Source organism: Rhodovulum sp. P5, from assembly GCF_002079305.1.
Classification (GTDB): domain Bacteria; phylum Pseudomonadota; class Alphaproteobacteria; order Rhodobacterales; family Rhodobacteraceae; genus Rhodovulum.
Genome location: NZ_CP015039.1, coordinates 1,215,046 through 1,230,574 on the forward strand (window position 1 = coordinate 1,215,046; position 15,529 = coordinate 1,230,574).

13 protein-coding genes are annotated in these 15,529 nt (G+C 64.5%); 3 read left to right on the top strand and 10 right to left on the bottom strand.

The annotated features are described in order from the left end of the window. Nucleotides 1-172: 172 nt before the first annotated feature. Nucleotides 173-3,577 carry an EAL domain-containing protein gene (locus RGUI_RS05940; RefSeq protein ID WP_081532206.1) on the top strand — a complete coding sequence of 1,135 codons (3,405 nt, stop codon included), beginning with the start codon at nt 173-175 and terminating at the stop codon, nt 3,575-3,577. Between the two features lie 87 nt (nt 3,578-3,664). On the opposite strand, the gene RGUI_RS05945 is transcribed toward RGUI_RS05940, so the two are convergent. Continuing rightward, complete coding sequence (locus tag RGUI_RS05945; protein WP_081532207.1) at nt 3,665-4,429, bottom strand: DUF1013 domain-containing protein; 765 nt, start codon at nt 4,427-4,429, stop codon at nt 3,665-3,667. Between the two features lie 132 nt (nt 4,430-4,561). On the opposite strand from RGUI_RS05945, the gene RGUI_RS05950 reads away from it, so the two are divergent. Together RGUI_RS05950 and RGUI_RS05955 are read left to right on the top strand one after the other, a co-directional pair. After that, complete coding sequence (locus RGUI_RS05950) at nt 4,562-5,191, top strand: ribonuclease T2 (RefSeq protein ID WP_081532208.1); 630 nt, start codon at nt 4,562-4,564, stop codon at nt 5,189-5,191. A 115-nt stretch (nt 5,192-5,306) separates the two neighbouring features. Beyond that, the gene (locus RGUI_RS05955) at nt 5,307-6,797 is read left to right on the top strand and encodes a hypothetical protein (protein ID WP_081532209.1); all 1,491 of its coding nucleotides are present in this window, start codon (nt 5,307-5,309) and stop codon (nt 6,795-6,797) included. A gap of 18 nt (nt 6,798-6,815) precedes the next feature. On the opposite strand, the gene RGUI_RS05960 is transcribed toward RGUI_RS05955, so the two are convergent. From RGUI_RS05960 to RGUI_RS06000, 9 genes are all read right to left on the bottom strand, one after another. Then, nucleotides 6,816-7,823, bottom strand: a complete 1,008-nt coding sequence (locus tag RGUI_RS05960) for a hypothetical protein (protein ID WP_081532210.1) — start codon at nt 7,821-7,823, stop codon at nt 6,816-6,818. Between the two features lie 126 nt (nt 7,824-7,949). Beyond that, complete coding sequence (locus tag RGUI_RS05965) at nt 7,950-8,864, bottom strand: N-carbamoyl-D-amino-acid hydrolase (protein ID WP_081532211.1); 915 nt, start codon at nt 8,862-8,864, stop codon at nt 7,950-7,952. Beyond that, nucleotides 8,861-10,099, bottom strand: a complete 1,239-nt coding sequence (locus tag RGUI_RS05970) for a diaminopropionate ammonia-lyase (RefSeq protein ID WP_081532212.1) — start codon at nt 10,097-10,099, stop codon at nt 8,861-8,863. The genes RGUI_RS05965 and RGUI_RS05970 overlap by 4 nt, the downstream gene beginning before the upstream one ends. A 50-nt stretch (nt 10,100-10,149) precedes the next feature. Further along, nucleotides 10,150-11,187, bottom strand: coding sequence for a DctP family TRAP transporter solute-binding subunit (locus RGUI_RS05975; protein WP_081532213.1), 1,038 nt, complete (start codon nt 11,185-11,187; stop codon nt 10,150-10,152). Nucleotides 11,188-11,285: 98 nt separating this feature from the next. Next, complete coding sequence (locus RGUI_RS05980) at nt 11,286-12,569, bottom strand: TRAP transporter large permease (RefSeq protein WP_253798880.1); 1,284 nt, start codon at nt 12,567-12,569, stop codon at nt 11,286-11,288. Next, nucleotides 12,570-13,112 carry a TRAP transporter small permease gene (locus tag RGUI_RS05985; RefSeq protein WP_081532214.1) on the bottom strand — a complete coding sequence of 181 codons (543 nt, stop codon included), beginning with the start codon at nt 13,110-13,112 and terminating at the stop codon, nt 12,570-12,572. Nucleotides 13,113-13,121: 9 nt separating this feature from the next. Beyond that, complete coding sequence (locus RGUI_RS05990; RefSeq protein ID WP_081532215.1) at nt 13,122-13,760, bottom strand: aspartate/glutamate racemase family protein; 639 nt, start codon at nt 13,758-13,760, stop codon at nt 13,122-13,124. 4 nt (nt 13,761-13,764) lie between these two features. Beyond that, the gene (locus RGUI_RS05995) at nt 13,765-14,604 is read right to left on the bottom strand and encodes an ABC transporter permease (protein WP_081532216.1); all 840 of its coding nucleotides are present in this window, start codon (nt 14,602-14,604) and stop codon (nt 13,765-13,767) included. 1 nt (nt 14,605) lies between these two features. Then, a complete protein-coding gene (locus RGUI_RS06000; protein WP_081532217.1) occupies nt 14,606-15,469 on the bottom strand; it encodes an ABC transporter permease in 864 nt (287 codons plus the stop codon). Nucleotides 15,470-15,529: the final 60 nt, after the last annotated feature.

A 15,529-nucleotide genomic window follows, 5' to 3' on the forward strand; every position in this document is an offset into this window, starting at 1 on the left:
CACCGTTACTTTCGGTCTTTTCAAAGGAGCTAGCGGCCCCGGGGCCCGCTTCAAGCCGGCCGGCAGGGCGGGCAGAAAAAGCGTCAAATTCGTCTCTCTTTCGGTTCTTAAGGCAACGCTTAGCGAATTCGTCGGATCAAGGGGGCAACGCTGTATCCACATAGTCTGACCCGTGACCGAGATTTCGACACTCTCAACCGAACTGCTGTCCGCCTTGCCGCATCCGGCAATTCTCGTCTCGGCCGACGGGACCGTCCTGGGGCTGAGCGACAGTGCCCGGGGCCTGTTCGACACGTCGAAAGACCCGCTCGTCGGGCAGCCCATCCGCGATCTGGTGCTGAACGACGACAGCGACGCGGCCGAAGCCGCATTTGCAAAGGCGCTGGACGACACAACCGCCTCGGTGGCGCTGGACGTCCGGTTCCGGCTGCCGAACGACACGGGCCGGGCGCGGCCCGCGGTTGCACGGCGGGTCCGGCTTGACCCGACGACCCCTGCCATCCTGCTTCAACTGCCAGAGCCGCGGGCGGCCGCCGGACAAGACGCCCCGCCCGGCGATGAAACGCTGAAACAGATGGTCGAAGAGGCGCAGACCGCCCGGAAGCTCGCCCAGGAAAAGGCCGACATCCTGCGCCTCGCGACAACCAACAGCAGCGTCGTTCCCTGGACGAAGATACCACAGACCGGCGAGTCGTGGTTCGGTGAGAACCTGAACGAACTTGTCGGTCTGGACGCCGACACGGTGCCGGATTCAGCCGCATTCCGCAGCATGATCCACCCCGACGACAGGGAGGCCGCGCTTGACCGGCAGGAGCGCCTCGCCGCCGGGACCGATCAGGTCACCTGTCACGAGTTCCGCGTCAACTGCCCCGATGGCAAGACCCGCTGGTTCCGGTCCAAGGGCAAGCGCGTGGACCGCAGCGCCGACGGCCTGCCCGACATGATCGGCGGCAGCCTGACCGATATCACCGAACTGAAAGCGAAAGAGGAACGCCTGTCCGAGGCGCTGGCCGAGGCGCTGACCCGCGAACACATGCTGACGGCCTCGGCCCAATGCGGCGGGATGGGATATTGGATCGTCAGCGCCGATGACAGCGAAGGATGGGCATCCGACGCGATCCGGGAATTGTTGGGATACGGCCCCGGCGAGTTCCACTCCACCCATGCCGGCTGGCGCAGCCTGTTTCACCCCGACGACGTCGAAAGCGGCGCGGCGGCCATGCATGCGCTGATCGACGGACGAACGGAGGTCTACGACCACGAGCACCGTCTTCGCCATGCCGATGGCAGCTATCAATGGTATCGCGCCGTCGCCCGCAAGATCGACCGCAGCGCCGAAGGACTGCCCTACCTGATCTCAGGCGCGGTGATGAACATCGGCAAGCTGAAGGAAACGCAACTGCGGCTGATCGAGACGGCCAAGGCGGCCCAAAGGGTCAGCCACCGGCTGAGCAAACTGGCCGACAACATCCCCGGCGCGGTGTTCGAGCGGCAGCAGCGTGCCGACGGGTCCGTCCACTTCCCCTATCTCAGCGCGAAGATGCCGGATATCTTCGGCACCACGCACGAGGCCATCGCGGCGGACTGGCGCGCGGTGTTCTCCTGCATGGACCCCGAGGACCGCACCGCACTTGCCGAAAAGATCGAATGTTCGAAGGCTTGTCTTTGCGCGTTCGAGGCACGCTGCCGCATCACGCATCCCGAAAAGGGCCTCCGCTGGGTCCTGATTTCCTCCCTGCCCTATGCACAGCCCGACGGCTCGATCCTGTGGTATGGCAATGCCAGCGACATCACCGACCAACTGGCCGCCGAACGTCTTGCACAAGAGGCCGCACAGGAAGTCCGCCGTGCCCATGAACGGCTGAGCACTGTCGCGCGCATCGCCCCGGTCGGCCTGTACGAATTCAAGTGGTTCGGCCCCGGCGAGGTGCAATTCACCTATTTCAGCAAGCATTTCGAGGAGCTTTGCGGCTTTACCAGAGAAGAGATCGAGACGGTTCAGGGGGGCATCTTCGCCCGGGTTCATGATGAGGATCGGAGCGCCTATCTCGGCTCGATGGCCGAAGACTCGCGCCTGATGCGCCCCCGGCACAACCGGTTTCGCATCCACCATCCGCAGCGGGGCCTGTGCTGGCTGGCCGCCTGGGCCACCCCGCGCAAGGACGAGGACGGCACGGTCATCTGGACGGGCGCCCTGATTGACGTCACCGCCGACATGGAGCGGGAGGCGGAACTGCGCAAGGCCCACGAAGCCGCCGAGAAGATGCGCGCCGCCAACGAATGGCATGCCCTGCATGACGGCCTGACCAATCTGCCGAACCGCAGATACTATGACCGGACACTTGCCCAACGGCTGGACGGGGCAAGAACGGACGGCCCCAGAGATTGCGTCCTGATCCGCATCGACCTGGACCATTTCAAATACGTCAACGACACGCTGGGGCACGAGGCCGGCGATCTGGTCCTGATACGGGTGGCCGATGTGCTGTTCGACTGCCTGCGCGGCAACGATTTCGTGGCCCGGATCGGCGGCGACGAATTCACGATCCTGCCCGCCCCCGGCACGACCGAGGCCGAAGCCTGCGATCTTGTCGACCGGTTGCAGGCCAAACTGGCCGAGCCGTTGATCTATCAGGGCCGTCAGTGCCGGTTCGGCGCCAGTTTCGGCATCGCCCATGTGGACGATCTGTCCGCAATTGGCGAAGACATCCAGATGTTCGCCGACGCCGCCCTTTACCGCGCCAAGGCAACCGGGCGGAACCGCCTGCACCTGTTCACGCCGCAACTGCACCGGGAAATCCTGACAGACCGGCGCCTTGCGATCGAGATCCACGAAGGGCTGGATGGCGATCAGTTCGTGCCCTTCTTCCAACCGCAGGTCTCTGCCGCCGATGGTCGTCTGGTCGGGGCCGAGGCGCTGTTGCGCTGGCAGCACCCGACCGAAGGCATCCTTGCCCCCGATGCCTTTCTTCATGTCGCCGAACATCTGCGCCTGATGCCGGAAATCGACCGGGTCATGATGATGAAATCCCGCGATGCGTTGGAGCGTTGGCAGGCCCGGGGGCTGACGGTGCCCAAGATCAGCTTCAATGTCAGTTCCGGCCGCATGCATGACCCCGACGTGATCTCGATGGCGCAAGAGATCGCCTCGGGTCAGACACGGGTGACGTTCGAACTGCTGGAATCGATCCTTGTGGAAGAGGAAAGCGATGTCTTCCGCTTCCACCTCGACGCGATCCGGTCGGCGGGCATCGACATCGAGATCGACGATTTCGGCTCCGGCCATGCCTCGATCATCGGGCTGATGGAAATCGCACCCTCAGCGCTGAAGATCGACAAGCGCATCGTGTTCCCGGTGGCCGAGGACACGCGTGCCCGCAATCTGGTCGGTGCCATTCTGGAAATCGCCAACACCCTTGGCATCGGCACCGTCGCAGAGGGGGTGGAGACCGAGGCGCAGGTTGCGATCCTCAGCGGGATCGGCTGCGACGTGCTTCAGGGCTATTACTACTCGAAGCCCCTGCCAGAGAGCGAGTTCGAGCGCTTCGCGCTCAGCGCCAACCGCTCAATCGCCTGACACGCCCTACAAGTCAGAAGGACGGGCCTACGCCGGAACGCGCCCGTTTCCGCGGCCCCGCCGGCAGCCATGGGCAGGCGCGAACGCTCAGCTTTGACGGTCGTCGTCGTCCTCGTCGTCGTCCGCGTTGTCGGGCAGGTTGAAGAAGCTGTCGGCGTCGACCAGCAGTTCGTCGTCGTCCTTCTTCTCGTCGGTATCACCGGACAACGTGAACGTCTCCAGCCCCGAAATCGCAGTCGGGATCTTCGGCTCGGGCTCCATGTCCAGCGACTGCTCGGTCGAGACAAGCTTGCGCCGTTCGTCATCGGACATCAACGCCCCCTCGGCCGCCTTCGCCTTGGCGGCCTTCTGCACCATCGCATCCAGTTCGGACTGCTTGCAGAGGCCCAAGGCGACCGGGTCGATCGGCTGAATATTGGCGATGTTCCAGTGGGTGCGTTCGCGGATCGACTGAATCGTCGGCTTCGTCGTGCCGACCAGCTTGGCGATCTGCCCGTCGCTCAACTCGGGGTGGAACTTGACCAGCCACAGGATGGAGGCCGGCCGGTCCTGCCGCTTGGACAGCGGAGTATAGCGCGGGCCGCGCCGCTTTTCCTCACCCACGGCAGCGGGATTGAATTTCAACCGCAGCCGGTAAAGGGGGTCGGCCTCGCCCTTGTCGATCTCGACCTGCTCCAACTGGTTGTTCGCAATCGGGTCGAAGCCCTTCACGCCGGCGGCCACGTCGCCATCGGCGATGCCCTGAACCTCAAGTTCGTGCATGCCGCAGAAATCGGCGATTTGCTTGAAGGTCAGCGTGGTGTTGTCGACCAGCCAGACGGCAGTGGCCTTTGCCATGATCGGCTTGTTCATGCGTCCAACTCCTTCCGAACGAATACGGGGCTCCCCTGCCGGAAAAACGGCTGCGCCGCTGCGGCGCTGATCCTCGTTTTCGGGGAGGTTGCGGCGCGTTATAGTCGTCCAACGCAGCGGAGAAAAGAGAAAATGCGTTGGCTGGCCATCCTGATCCTGTCCACCGGACTTGCACACGCCGAAGGCGAACCGGCCGGCGCGTTCGACTATTACGTTCTGTCGCTCAGCTGGTCGCCCACATGGTGCGCGCTGAATGATCCCGGCAACCAGACGGCGCAATGCGCCGAAAACGCCGGCTATGGCTGGATCCTGCACGGGCTCTGGCCGCAATACGAACAGGGCTGGCCCAGTTACTGCCCCTCGGTCGAACAGAACCCCTTGCCCAGCCAGACCAAGGGAATGGCGGACATCATGGGAAGTGCCGGGCTGGCATGGCACCAGTGGAAGAAGCACGGAAAATGCACCGGATTGTCTGCATCCGACTACTACGCCCTCGCCCGACGCGCGTATGAATCGGTCAACCGGCCGGAGATCTTCCGCAAACTGACCGACCCGGTGAAACTGCCAGCCGCCGTGGTCGAGGAGGCGTTTCTTCAGGCCAATCCCGACTGGCGCCCCGACATGCTGACCATCACCTGCAAGAGCGGCCGCATACAAGAGGCCCGGCTTTGCCTGACCCGAGAGCTTGAACCGCGGCTCTGCGGCGAGGATGTGGTGAGGGATTGCCAGCGCCGCGATGCCCTGATGGCGCCGCTGAACTGACTGCCCGCCAAGTTGACCGCGGCCAAGCGGGCGGATGGGTCCCGCATGACGGCGCACCTGCCTTGCTTTTTGCGCCGGACCCGGGCCCAATATCCCCCGTGGGGAGGGCGCGCCGATGATCACGACCGTTACGGCCGAGAATTTCAACGGGTTTCTGAGCTTCGTCTTTTTCCTGTCGGTTCCGCTGACGGCGATCCTCGGCCTTGTGATCCGGCGACTTTACCGGCGGGCGATCACCCGCGCCATGATGGAAAGCTCCGGCGCGCCGGAGGCCGCGTTCGAGGTGCCCGATGCAACCCGCCCCAACGGCGGATCGGTCGTGTTCGACATCTCCCCGCTGCCGCGCCGCCCGCGCTACCGCACCGGGCTTGCCTTGCGCTATCTGCTGTCCGGTCTCGCTTATTGCCTCGTGCTGGTCGTGGTGATGTTCGTGATCAACGACATCGCCTTCCTTCCGGTTCGGTTCGGCGTGGTGCTCGCTTCCTTCGCGACGGCGGCCATCGTGATGGCGGCCTATGTGGCCGGTCTGCGCTGGTACCTGATCCTGCTGTTTCTCGTGTTCTGGATATGGGCGCTGACCGCCATCGAACCCGAAAGCAACACGCTGATCGGCATCCTTGCCCTACCGGCCCTGTTCCTCGCCCTGCTGGTCGGCAACCCGATCTTGCGCACGACGACCCTGCCGCTATTTCTGGTTGCGGTTGCGCTGGTGGTGCCGCTGACCGTTTCGCTCGACATCCTGTACTATGCGATGGTCGCCGGGGTGCTGGATTTCCTGATCCTGTACCTGCCGCCTATGCTGTCGGCGGTATTATATGTGCTGCTGGCCCTCGCGGTGGTGCTGACGATTGGGATCGCGACGGCCCTGTTCGCGGTGCGGCTGATCGCACGGGCCACGGCCGGGTCGAGCGAGTTCATGATGCAGCATGACGTGCTGTGGCTGTTCCAGACGATCTGGATCGTGGGGCTGGGCTGGGGCGAGAATGGGCCGGTGGTGTTGCTGTATCTGCTGGCCGTTGCCGCCTACCGGATCGTTCTGCGGCTGATGCGGCCGTCGGGTGACGCGGCCGACGTGAACCTGCTTTTGCGGGTGTTCGGACAGCGCCGGTCGCAAACACGGCTGGCGCGGGGGCTGTTGCTCGACTGGCGGGCGGACGGGCCGGTGATGCTGATCGGGGCGGCGGATCTGGCCACCGAAACGCTTGACGCACCTGAACTGGCCGCCTTCCTGAACCGCAGGCTGGCGCGCATCTTCATCGGCACGCCGGAGGACCTGGCCAGCGCGTGCAACGCGGGCGAGGCACGCCACGGCGACGGGCTGTTCCCGATGCAGGATTTCTATTGCCGCGACAACAGCTGGCGCCCGACGGTCCTCACCCTGATGAGCCGGGCGCGGCGCGTGCTGATCGACATGCGCGGCTTCGACCCGACGAAAAAGGGCATCCAATTCGAAATCGACGCGCTCGCCGCCCGGGTGCCCGCCGAAAACATCACCGTTGTCGTGGACCCCGACGGGATCGAACCGGTGCAGGCGCTGTTTGCCAAGGCCTGGGCGGCCGCCGGACGGTCGGATGGAACGGACCGGATCACGATGCGGGTGGCGTGACCGCAAAATGCCACCCCATCACGTCGCGGCTTCCTTGTCACCCGTGCTGCGCAGGGCGTCCTCGATCCGGATCAGGGCAGCCTTGGCGGCCTCGGTCGCTTCCAGCCACTGGCGGTGTTCGTTGGTCACCTGTTCATCGACGGCGGCAGCAAAGTCGCGGGCAAGCCCAAGATTGCCCTTCGACACGGCCTCTCGAACCTCGTCAAGCAGCCCGGCAAGCGCGACCAGCGCCGAATAGGTCCGGTCATAGCGTTCGGCATTGCGCCGGTCCTGCGTCATCTGCTCTCGCCCGATGGCATAGGCACCAAGCGCGGCGCCAAGCACGCTGATCGCCCCGGTCGCGTGTACCCCCTGCCCCGAAAACGCCCCTGCGAGGTTGGAAAAGGTCGCAACGAACGCGCCGATGGCCCCGACAAGAACCGTCTTGTTTGCCGAGGCCTCGTGGTCGCGCGCCCGGTGGAAGAAATAGTTCTTCTGAACCTCGAACTGGTAGCGGCGGAAATATTCCAGCGCCAGCAAGGTCGCGTCCTGCGATGTCTCGCTCGCGCGTTTCAGCAACCCCTCGAAATACCCCACCCGGTGGGTTTCGGCGGTCGCCCGCTTGCGCATCCAGTTTTCCAGCAGACGCCCCTGCCGCAGCATGAGCAACCCGGCCGAGGCGACGGCCGCCGACACCGTCGCCGCGACGGTCAGGCCCAGCGCCCCGTGGCCAAGCAGCCCCTGGGTCAGCGCGTCATGCTTGATCCCCAACAGCCCCCATGCCATGGCGCCCGCGCTCAATACCGAGGTCAGGAAGGTGCCGAGATTGGTTGTGAGCATCCAGCGCATGTAGGTCGACCGCGCCCGATTAGCCTGCCCGTCGAAGCGGGTATAGGTCTCGGCCTCGCTGCGCAGGCCCGCCAGTGCGATCAACCACACCAGATCGGGCGCCGTTTCGCGGTAAAGCCGTTCATGCGTATCAAGGGACAGAATGTAGTCGTCCGGGGCCTGCCGCCCGATGATGCTTTCCGCTTCGCCCCAGTTCATGATGCCCTGTCCCCCGCCCCCGTGCCGACGGCTGGCTCGCACTACGCCAGAAAGGCGCCCGCGACGGGCCAACCGCACAGGGGGCAGAGTATCAGGCAGGCCCCCTCTGGCAAGGGCCGCGGGTCCTCAGGGCCCGGGCTTTGGCGCGGTAATCGCGGTGTAATCGGCCGGTTCGCGATGCTGGGCAAAGTTGAAGATGTTGGCGCGGATTTCGGCGCAGCGGTCAAGGTCGATCTCTGCGGTGATCAGTTCATCGCCAGAGGTCGCGGCGCGGGCCACGACCTCGCCAGTCGGGGCCACGATTACGCTGCCGCCGATCAGATCGCACCCTTCCTCTCGCCCCGCCTTGGCCACGGCCACTGCCCACAGCCCGTTCTGATAGCACCCCGCCTGCACCGACAATTCGTTGTGGAAATACTGCAGGTGGTCGTGCTCCGGCGCGGGGGGATAATGCAGCGGCGTGTTGTAGCCCAACACCACCAGTTCCGCCCCGCCCAGTCCCAGCACCCGCCATGTCTCTGGCCAGCGGCGGTCATTGCAGATGCACATCGCCGTCTTGCCCCCGAAGGCATCGAACACGGGGAACCCAAGATCGCCCTTTTCGAAATAGCGCTTCTCAAGATGCTGGAACGGGCGCCACGGTTCGTTCTCCCGATGACCGGGCAGGTGGATCTTGCGGTATTTCCCGACGATGCGGCCGGCCTCGACAAGGATGGCGGTGTTGAAATGCCGTCCCTCGGCCGTGCGTTCGGCATAGCCAAGGTGGAACCCAAGCCCCAGTTCGACGGAAAGATCGAACAGCGGCTGCACCGCTGCATTCGGCATCTCCGTCTCGAACCAGGCGTCGATCTCGGCCGGGTCTTCCATGTACCAGCGGGGAAAGAACGTGGTCAGCGCGAGTTCGGGGAAGACGACCAGTTGCGCGCCGCGGGCATGGGCGCCGCGCATCAGGGTGCACATCCGTGCCACGGCCGAGGCGCGCGGCTCACTCCGCGCGATGGGGCCAAGCTGGGCGCCCGCGACGATCATCTTGCGGGTCATCGAGCGCCCCCGGCGCGCACCTCGGCTGCGGTCTTGCCGACGATCTGGGCATAAAGGGCGGGGTCGGTGTCGCCCTCCGTCCCGAACAGGACGACGCGGGCCGCGGGACCAAGCCCCAGCGCGGTGCGCACCGCCACATCCTGCATTGCCGCCGTCAGACCGGCGAGGCCCGCGACGGCGGATTCACCTGCGACCACGGCCGGATCACCGGCGACGGGGTCGGACAACCGGCGCATCGCGGCCAGCGCCGTGTCGTCTGGCAATGCCAGCACCGCGTCGGCATGGGTCTTCAGGATCTCCCAGGCCAGCATCGAGACCTCACCACAGGCCAGACCGGCCATGATCGTGTCGAGGTCCCCTTCCACGGCCGTCGGCGCCCCGGCACGCAGGCTGTCATACCAGCAGGCCGACCGGTCCGGATCGCACAGCACGATCATCGGCCGTTCCGCACCCCAACGCCGAACCGCATTGGCCGCCACCGCCGCCGCCATGCCGCCGACACCGGTCTGCAAGAAGACATGGGTGGGCGGCTGGTCAAGCGCATCGAACGCCTCTGCCGCCATGACCTCGTAACCCTGCATCACGTCCTTGGGGATCTCCATGTAGCCGGGGTAAGAGGTGTCGGAGACGACGAACCAGCCTTCGGACGTCGCGGTTTCCTGCGCTTCGCGCACGCTGTCGTCATAGTTCCCGCGGCAGCGGCGCACCTCGGCCCCGTAGGCCTCGATCGCGCGCTTTCGGCCGGCAGAAACCGTCGCATGGATGAAGATCACGCAATCGCAGCCGAAGGCTCGTGCGCCCCACGCGACGGAGCGGCCGTGATTGCCGTCGGTCGCGCAGCAGACGGTGATTTTCGATACGAGGTCTTCATGCGCGCCCTCGATGATCTCGGCCATCGGCACCGGATGGCCCTTGGCGGTCTCGACCTCCCGCTGCAACAGGCGGGCAACCGCATAGGCCCCGCCCAGCGCCTTGAAACTGCCAAGGCCGAAACGCCCGGCCTCGTCCTTGTAGCGGATCGAGGCGACCCCGATTTCCCCGGCCAGACCGGGCAGGTCCAGCAGCGGGGTTTGCCCGTAGCCGGGCCAGGCCGAAATCGTGCGCCGCGCCCGGTCCAGTTCCTCGGCGCTCAGGATCGCGTCCTGCGCGTGGGTCCAGTTGCCGGAGGGGTCGGCCATGGTGTTCATACACAGCGCAAAACCGGTGGCATGGCCGGGGGAAGTATCGGTCGTCATCGGGCACCTTTCGGGTCAACCCCGGGCGGTGTCCCGCCCGGGGCATGGTTTCAGAATTCTGCCTTTTCTTCCTCGATGGAGGCAAGCAGCGCATCCAGCATCTCGATCCCTTCCGCGCCATACTGCTTTTCGATCAGGGCCCGCACGGCGGGCTGAGCAGAGGCCGCGAACTTGGCCTGTTCCTCGGGCGAGACCACGTTGACCTCCATCTTCTCGGCCAGCTTCGGCAGGCCACGGTCGGAGGCTTCGATCACCCGGCTCATCGCGCGTCCGGATTCCGTTGCCACCTCGGCCGCCCAGTTGACCAGCGTCTTCTGGTCGTCGGTGAGGCCGTCATAGAAATCGGCATTCATCGTCCAGATATAGGGCGTGATGATGTGGTTGGTGACGGACAGGTATTTCTGAACCTCGTCGAACTTGGCAAAGGCGATGATCGGCACCGGGTTCATCTGGCCATCGGCCACGCCCGTCTGAAGCGCGGTATAGACCTCGGCCCAGGGCAAGGGCGTCGGCTGACCGCCGAGGCTGGAGATGATCGCCTCATGGGTCGGCAGTGTCATGGTGCGGATCCGCAGGTCCTCCATGTCTTCCACCGTCTCGATGGGCTTTTTCGAGTTGGTGAAGGCAAAGAACCCGCCGGAGTCGATCAGGCCCAGCACCTTCAGCCCGGTCTTGCCTTCCAGATCGGCGACGAATTTTTCACCGAAGGCGCTGTCCGTCGAAATCACGCGGGACGCGACACCGATATTGGGGAAGGCAAAGGGGATGTCGAACACGCCCACCAGCGGATAGTGCTGCGCCATTCCGCCCGAGGAGGAGATGGTGGATTCCACCAGCCCCGCGCGGACTTGGTCGATCACCTCGTTGTCCTTGCCAAGCTGGCCGTTGGGGAACAGCTGCACCTCGATCGCGCCGTTGGAGTTGCTTTCGACCAGCGACTTGAACACGGCGGCCATGGTGCCCGAATGGCTCTGGAACGGATCCTCGGGGTTCAGGTGGGCCAGGCGGATGGTGACGTCGGCAGCAAAGGCCGTGGAGGCGAGAAGCGCGGCGGCCATGCCCATCGCGGCGGTCTTGAAGAAGGTCATCGGGTGGGTCTCCTGTTGGTCGTTTGTGGTTTGAGTCGAGAGAAAGAGGCGCCGGGCGGAGTGGCGCTTCGTGCAGGGGCAACGTCACGGACCATCCCTCACACCCCCAGCAGGCGTGGGATGAAAAGCGTCAGGTCCGACCAGAAGGCGATCAGCAGCAGGATCGCGACCTCGGCCAGAATGAAGGGCCAGAGCTCTCGGGTGATCGCCTCTACCTTTTCACCGGTGACGGAGGCCAGAACGAACAGGCATGCGCCCACCGGCGGCGTCATCAGCGAAATGTTCAGCGCAAGGATGATCATGATCCCCGCATGCACCGGGTCCATCCCGATTTGCAGGGTCAGGGGGGCGAGGACCGGGGCGAGGATGATCAGCGTCGCGTTGATATCCATCACCAGCCCGATCAGCAGAAGCAGGATCAGCACCAGCCCGATGATGACCGACGGATTGTCCGACAGCGACAGCATGAAGGCGGCAATTTCCTGCGGGATGCGGTTGAAGGTCATCCACCAGCCGAGGATCGAGGCCGACGCGATGATCAGGAAGATCACCCCGGTGATGCGGGTGGTGCGCACCGCGACCTCATACAGGTCGCGCCAGGTCAGCGCGCGGTAGATCACACCACCCACGAACAGCGCATAGGCAACGGCGATGGACGCGGCCTCGGTCGGGGTGGCGAACCCGCCGAGGATGGAACCAAGGATGAAGATCGGCAGAAGTGCGGCCAGAAACCCCTCGCGCAGGGCAAGCCCCACGCTGCGCAGGCTGGGCCGTCCGTGCCCCGCCGGCAGGTTCTTGGCCCGCGCCGTCAGGGCGATCACGGCCATGCAGATCAGGCAGATCAGAAGCCCCGGCAGGATGCCCGCCGCAAACAGCCCCGCTATGGAAACCCCCATGATCGAGCCGTAGATGATGGCAAGGGTCGAGGGCGGTATGGTCGGCCCGATGATCGACCCCGCGGCGGTGACCGCACAGGCATAGGGACGAGAATAGCCCGCCTTCTGCATCGCGGGCACCAGCGTATTGCCGAAGGCCGCCGCATCGGCGGTGGCCGACCCGGTGATACCGGCGAACATGACGCTCGCCACCATGTTGGAATGGGCCATGCCGCCCCGCATCCAGCCCACCAGCGCATCGGCCAGCTTCACCAGCCCCTGGGTGATGCCCGACCGGTTCATGATCTCGCCCGCGAGGATGAAGAACGGCATGGCAAGGAACGGAAACAGGTCCAGCCCCGCGAACATCCGGTCGGGCGCCATGGTCAGGAACCGCGGCCCCATGTCGAAAATGCCGATCATCCCGGCAACCCCGATCGAGAATCCCACCGGCATGCCCAGCGCGAGAAGCCCGAAAAAGGCGACAGCCACCATCATCGTGCCCATTCAGCGGTCCTCCTGATCGGAAAGGGGCACGATGGCCGACCCGGTGCTTTCGGGCGCTGTGCGGGCGAACCAGTCATGCACCGCCATCAGGCCCAGTTGAACGCAGGCGAGCCCCGCGGCCAGCGGCACCCCCATGAATGGATAGCCCTTGGGGATCTGGTAGATCATGGTCAGCCGGGAAAAGCCGCGCTCGGCAAAGCCGATGCCATACCAGAACAGCACGAAGAAGAAGACGAAGGCGATGGCGTCGAAACCCACGGCCATCCAGCGCCGGACCGGCGCCGGCAGGCGGGAAAAGACGAACTCCACCCCGATATGTTCGCGATAGGCGATACCGGAGGACACCGCCAGAAGCGCCATCCAGATCATCAGGTATCGGGCCAGTTCCTCGGTAAAGGTCAGCGGCAGGGGGATGACATAGCGCACGAGAACGCCCAGCCAGACATCCAGAACCAGCAGCACCAGAAGCGCCACGCAAAGCCGCTCCACCAGCCAATTGATCCGCAGGCTCCACCGTCTGGCGGTCGTCGCGATATCACTCATGCGCGCCCCTCATAGCACCGGCACCAGACGCGCCGCGGCCTCGACCCCGTCGATTACGGGGCACGGAAGCGCGGTACGCAGATGGGCCGTCAACCGCGCCATCCCGGCACAGCCCAGAACGATCGCGTCGACATCATCCTCTGCCACGGCGCGCAGGGCTTCCCCGGTCACCTGGGCGCAGGCGGCGTCGGTATCGTCCTCCAGCGCCAGCACCGGCACCTCGCTGGCCCGCACCCGCGCCAGATGAGGGCCAAACCCGTAGCCGTTGATATTGGCCTCGATGATCGGGACGGAGACCGAGAGGGTTGTGACCACGGAAAACCGCCAGCCGCGGAGGGCTGCGATGTGAAACGCCGCCTGCCCGATGCCGATGACCGGGCAGGTGGCACGCGCGCGCGCCGCTTCCAGCCCGGTATCGTCAAAGCATCCGATGACCACGCCCTCTGCCCCGCGGCCACCGGCCTGTGCGACCAGTTCCATCAGCGGGCCGATGGCGCGGTGGCCGTCTTCGGCCCCTTGGATCGCGGGGGGGCCATATTGCGATGTCCACCCCTCGAACACATGGCCCGGCGCGGTCGCCTGCGCCACGGCCAGCATGCTGTCGGTCATGGCCGCCGTGCTGTTGGGGTTGATGATGACGAAAGCCATGCGCCTAGACCATGCCCTTGCCTGCATCCGAGCCCTGCCGCGCGCGGCGCCGGTTCATCAGCCACACGGCCATCAGGAACACCCCGATGACGAGGAAGGAAAAGAGCGTGGTCAGCGTGCCAAGGGCAAAGATCACGGGCGTCGTGACATTCGTGGTCATCCCGTAGATTTCAAGCGGCAGGGTGTTGTAACTGCCCGCGGTCAGCAGCGTCCGGGCGAACTCGTCATAGCTGAGCGTGAAGCCAAAGAGCGCAACCCCGATCAGCGAGGGCGCGATGATCGGCAGGACGACATGGGCAATCGTCTGCCATGCCGTTGCCCCCTGATCCCGGGCGGCTTCCTCGTAACTCTTGTCGAAGCGGTTGAAGACCGCGAACATGATCAAGAGGCCAAAGGGCAGCGTCCATGTCAGTTGCGACCCGTACCCGCTGGTCGCCCAGTGCACGTCCAACCCCGACTGGCTGAAGATCAGCCCCACGCCAAGCGAGACCAGGATCGACGGGATGACCAGCGACGTAACAACCAGATAGAACAGCACGGTCGATCCCGCGAACCGCTTGCGGAAGGCCAGCCCGCCCATGACCGACACGACCACTGTCGTGACCATTACCATCAGCCCCAGCGCGAAAGAGCGGCGGAAGCTGCCCCAGATATCGCCCACGGCCTGTTCCTGAAACAGGTCGCGAAACCAGTGTAGCGACACCCCGTTCATCGGGAAGGTCAGCCCACCCTGCGGCCCCTGAAAGGAAAGGATGGCGATGGTGATCGTGGGGCCGTAAAGGAACAGCAGGAACAGCGCGAAGAAGACCGCAAGGACATAGAAGGCGCGGGATCGCTTTTCCATCTTACAACTCCTTCCGGATATCGACGAAGCGCAGGAGGATCCCGATCAACAGCAGAACGGTGGCCAGCAACACCACCGCCGTCGCCGCGGCGGACGGGTACTGCAACAATGCGATGTCATTCGAGATCAACCGCCCCACATTGGCCGACTGGCTGCCAGACATGAACCGCACGGTGATGAAATCGCCCATCACCAGCGTGACCACGAAGATCGTGCCGATCATGATGCCCGGTTTGCAAAGCGGAATGATGACATTGGTCAGGGTCTGAAAGCCCGTGGCGCCAGAGTCATAAGCGGCCTCGATCAGCGACTTGTCGATCCGCATCATCGTGTTGAAGATCGGCACCACCATGAACAGCGTGTAGAGATGCACGAAGGCGAGGATCACCGAAAAATCGGAGAACAAGAGCCATTCCAGCGGCTCATCGATCACGCCCCACGAGATCAGCGTCGAATTGGCAATTCCGTTGCGGCCCAGAAACGGGATCCACGAAATCATCCGGATGATGTTCGAGGTCCAGAACGGAATGGTGCAGAGCAGGAACAGCGCGATCTGCCATGTCAGGCTGCGGACATGGAACGCCAGGAAATACGCGACGGTGAACCCGATGGTCAGCGTGAAGACCCAGGTGATGACCGCGTATTTGATGGTGTTGAAGAACACCTTGTAGGTCACCGGAGAGCCGAACAGGAATTCGTAGTTGTCGAACTGGAAGGCGGGGTAGATCGAGAATTCCGTCGCGCCCCAGAAGCTGACGATCACGATCATCACGATGGGCAGCACAAGGAAGACCGCCAGAACCAGGGCCAACGGCGAGGCGAGAAGCCAGCCGGTCAGATGTCGGTTCTTCAGGAGCGTGGCCATGCGTCGTCCCTCGATCTGCGGAAGTAGGGACCCTTCCCACAGGAGCTACGGGGAAGGGTC

Coding starts and splice junctions, on each gene's coding strand:
- RGUI_RS05965 (WP_081532211.1), bottom strand. CDS start 8,864: ATGACCCGCAAGATGATCGTCGCGGGCGCCCAGCTTGGCCCCATCGCG.
- RGUI_RS05970 (WP_081532212.1), bottom strand. CDS start 10,099: ATGACGACCGATACTTCCCCCGGCCATGCCACCGGTTTTGCGCTGTGT.
- RGUI_RS05960 (WP_081532210.1), bottom strand. CDS start 7,823: ATGAACTGGGGCGAAGCGGAAAGCATCATCGGGCGGCAGGCCCCGGAC.
- RGUI_RS05975 (WP_081532213.1), bottom strand. CDS start 11,187: ATGACCTTCTTCAAGACCGCCGCGATGGGCATGGCCGCCGCGCTTCTC.
- RGUI_RS06000 (WP_081532217.1), bottom strand. CDS start 15,469: ATGGCCACGCTCCTGAAGAACCGACATCTGACCGGCTGGCTTCTCGCC.
- RGUI_RS05945 (WP_081532207.1), bottom strand. CDS start 4,429: ATGAACAAGCCGATCATGGCAAAGGCCACTGCCGTCTGGCTGGTCGAC.
- RGUI_RS05980 (WP_253798880.1), bottom strand. CDS start 12,569: ATGGGCACGATGATGGTGGCTGTCGCCTTTTTCGGGCTTCTCGCGCTG.
- RGUI_RS05985 (WP_081532214.1), bottom strand. CDS start 13,112: ATGAGTGATATCGCGACGACCGCCAGACGGTGGAGCCTGCGGATCAAT.
- RGUI_RS05995 (WP_081532216.1), bottom strand. CDS start 14,604: ATGGAAAAGCGATCCCGCGCCTTCTATGTCCTTGCGGTCTTCTTCGCG.
- RGUI_RS05990 (WP_081532215.1), bottom strand. CDS start 13,760: ATGGCTTTCGTCATCATCAACCCCAACAGCACGGCGGCCATGACCGAC.
- RGUI_RS05950 (WP_081532208.1), top strand. CDS start 4,562: ATGCGTTGGCTGGCCATCCTGATCCTGTCCACCGGACTTGCACACGCC.
- RGUI_RS05955 (WP_081532209.1), top strand. CDS start 5,307: ATGATCACGACCGTTACGGCCGAGAATTTCAACGGGTTTCTGAGCTTC.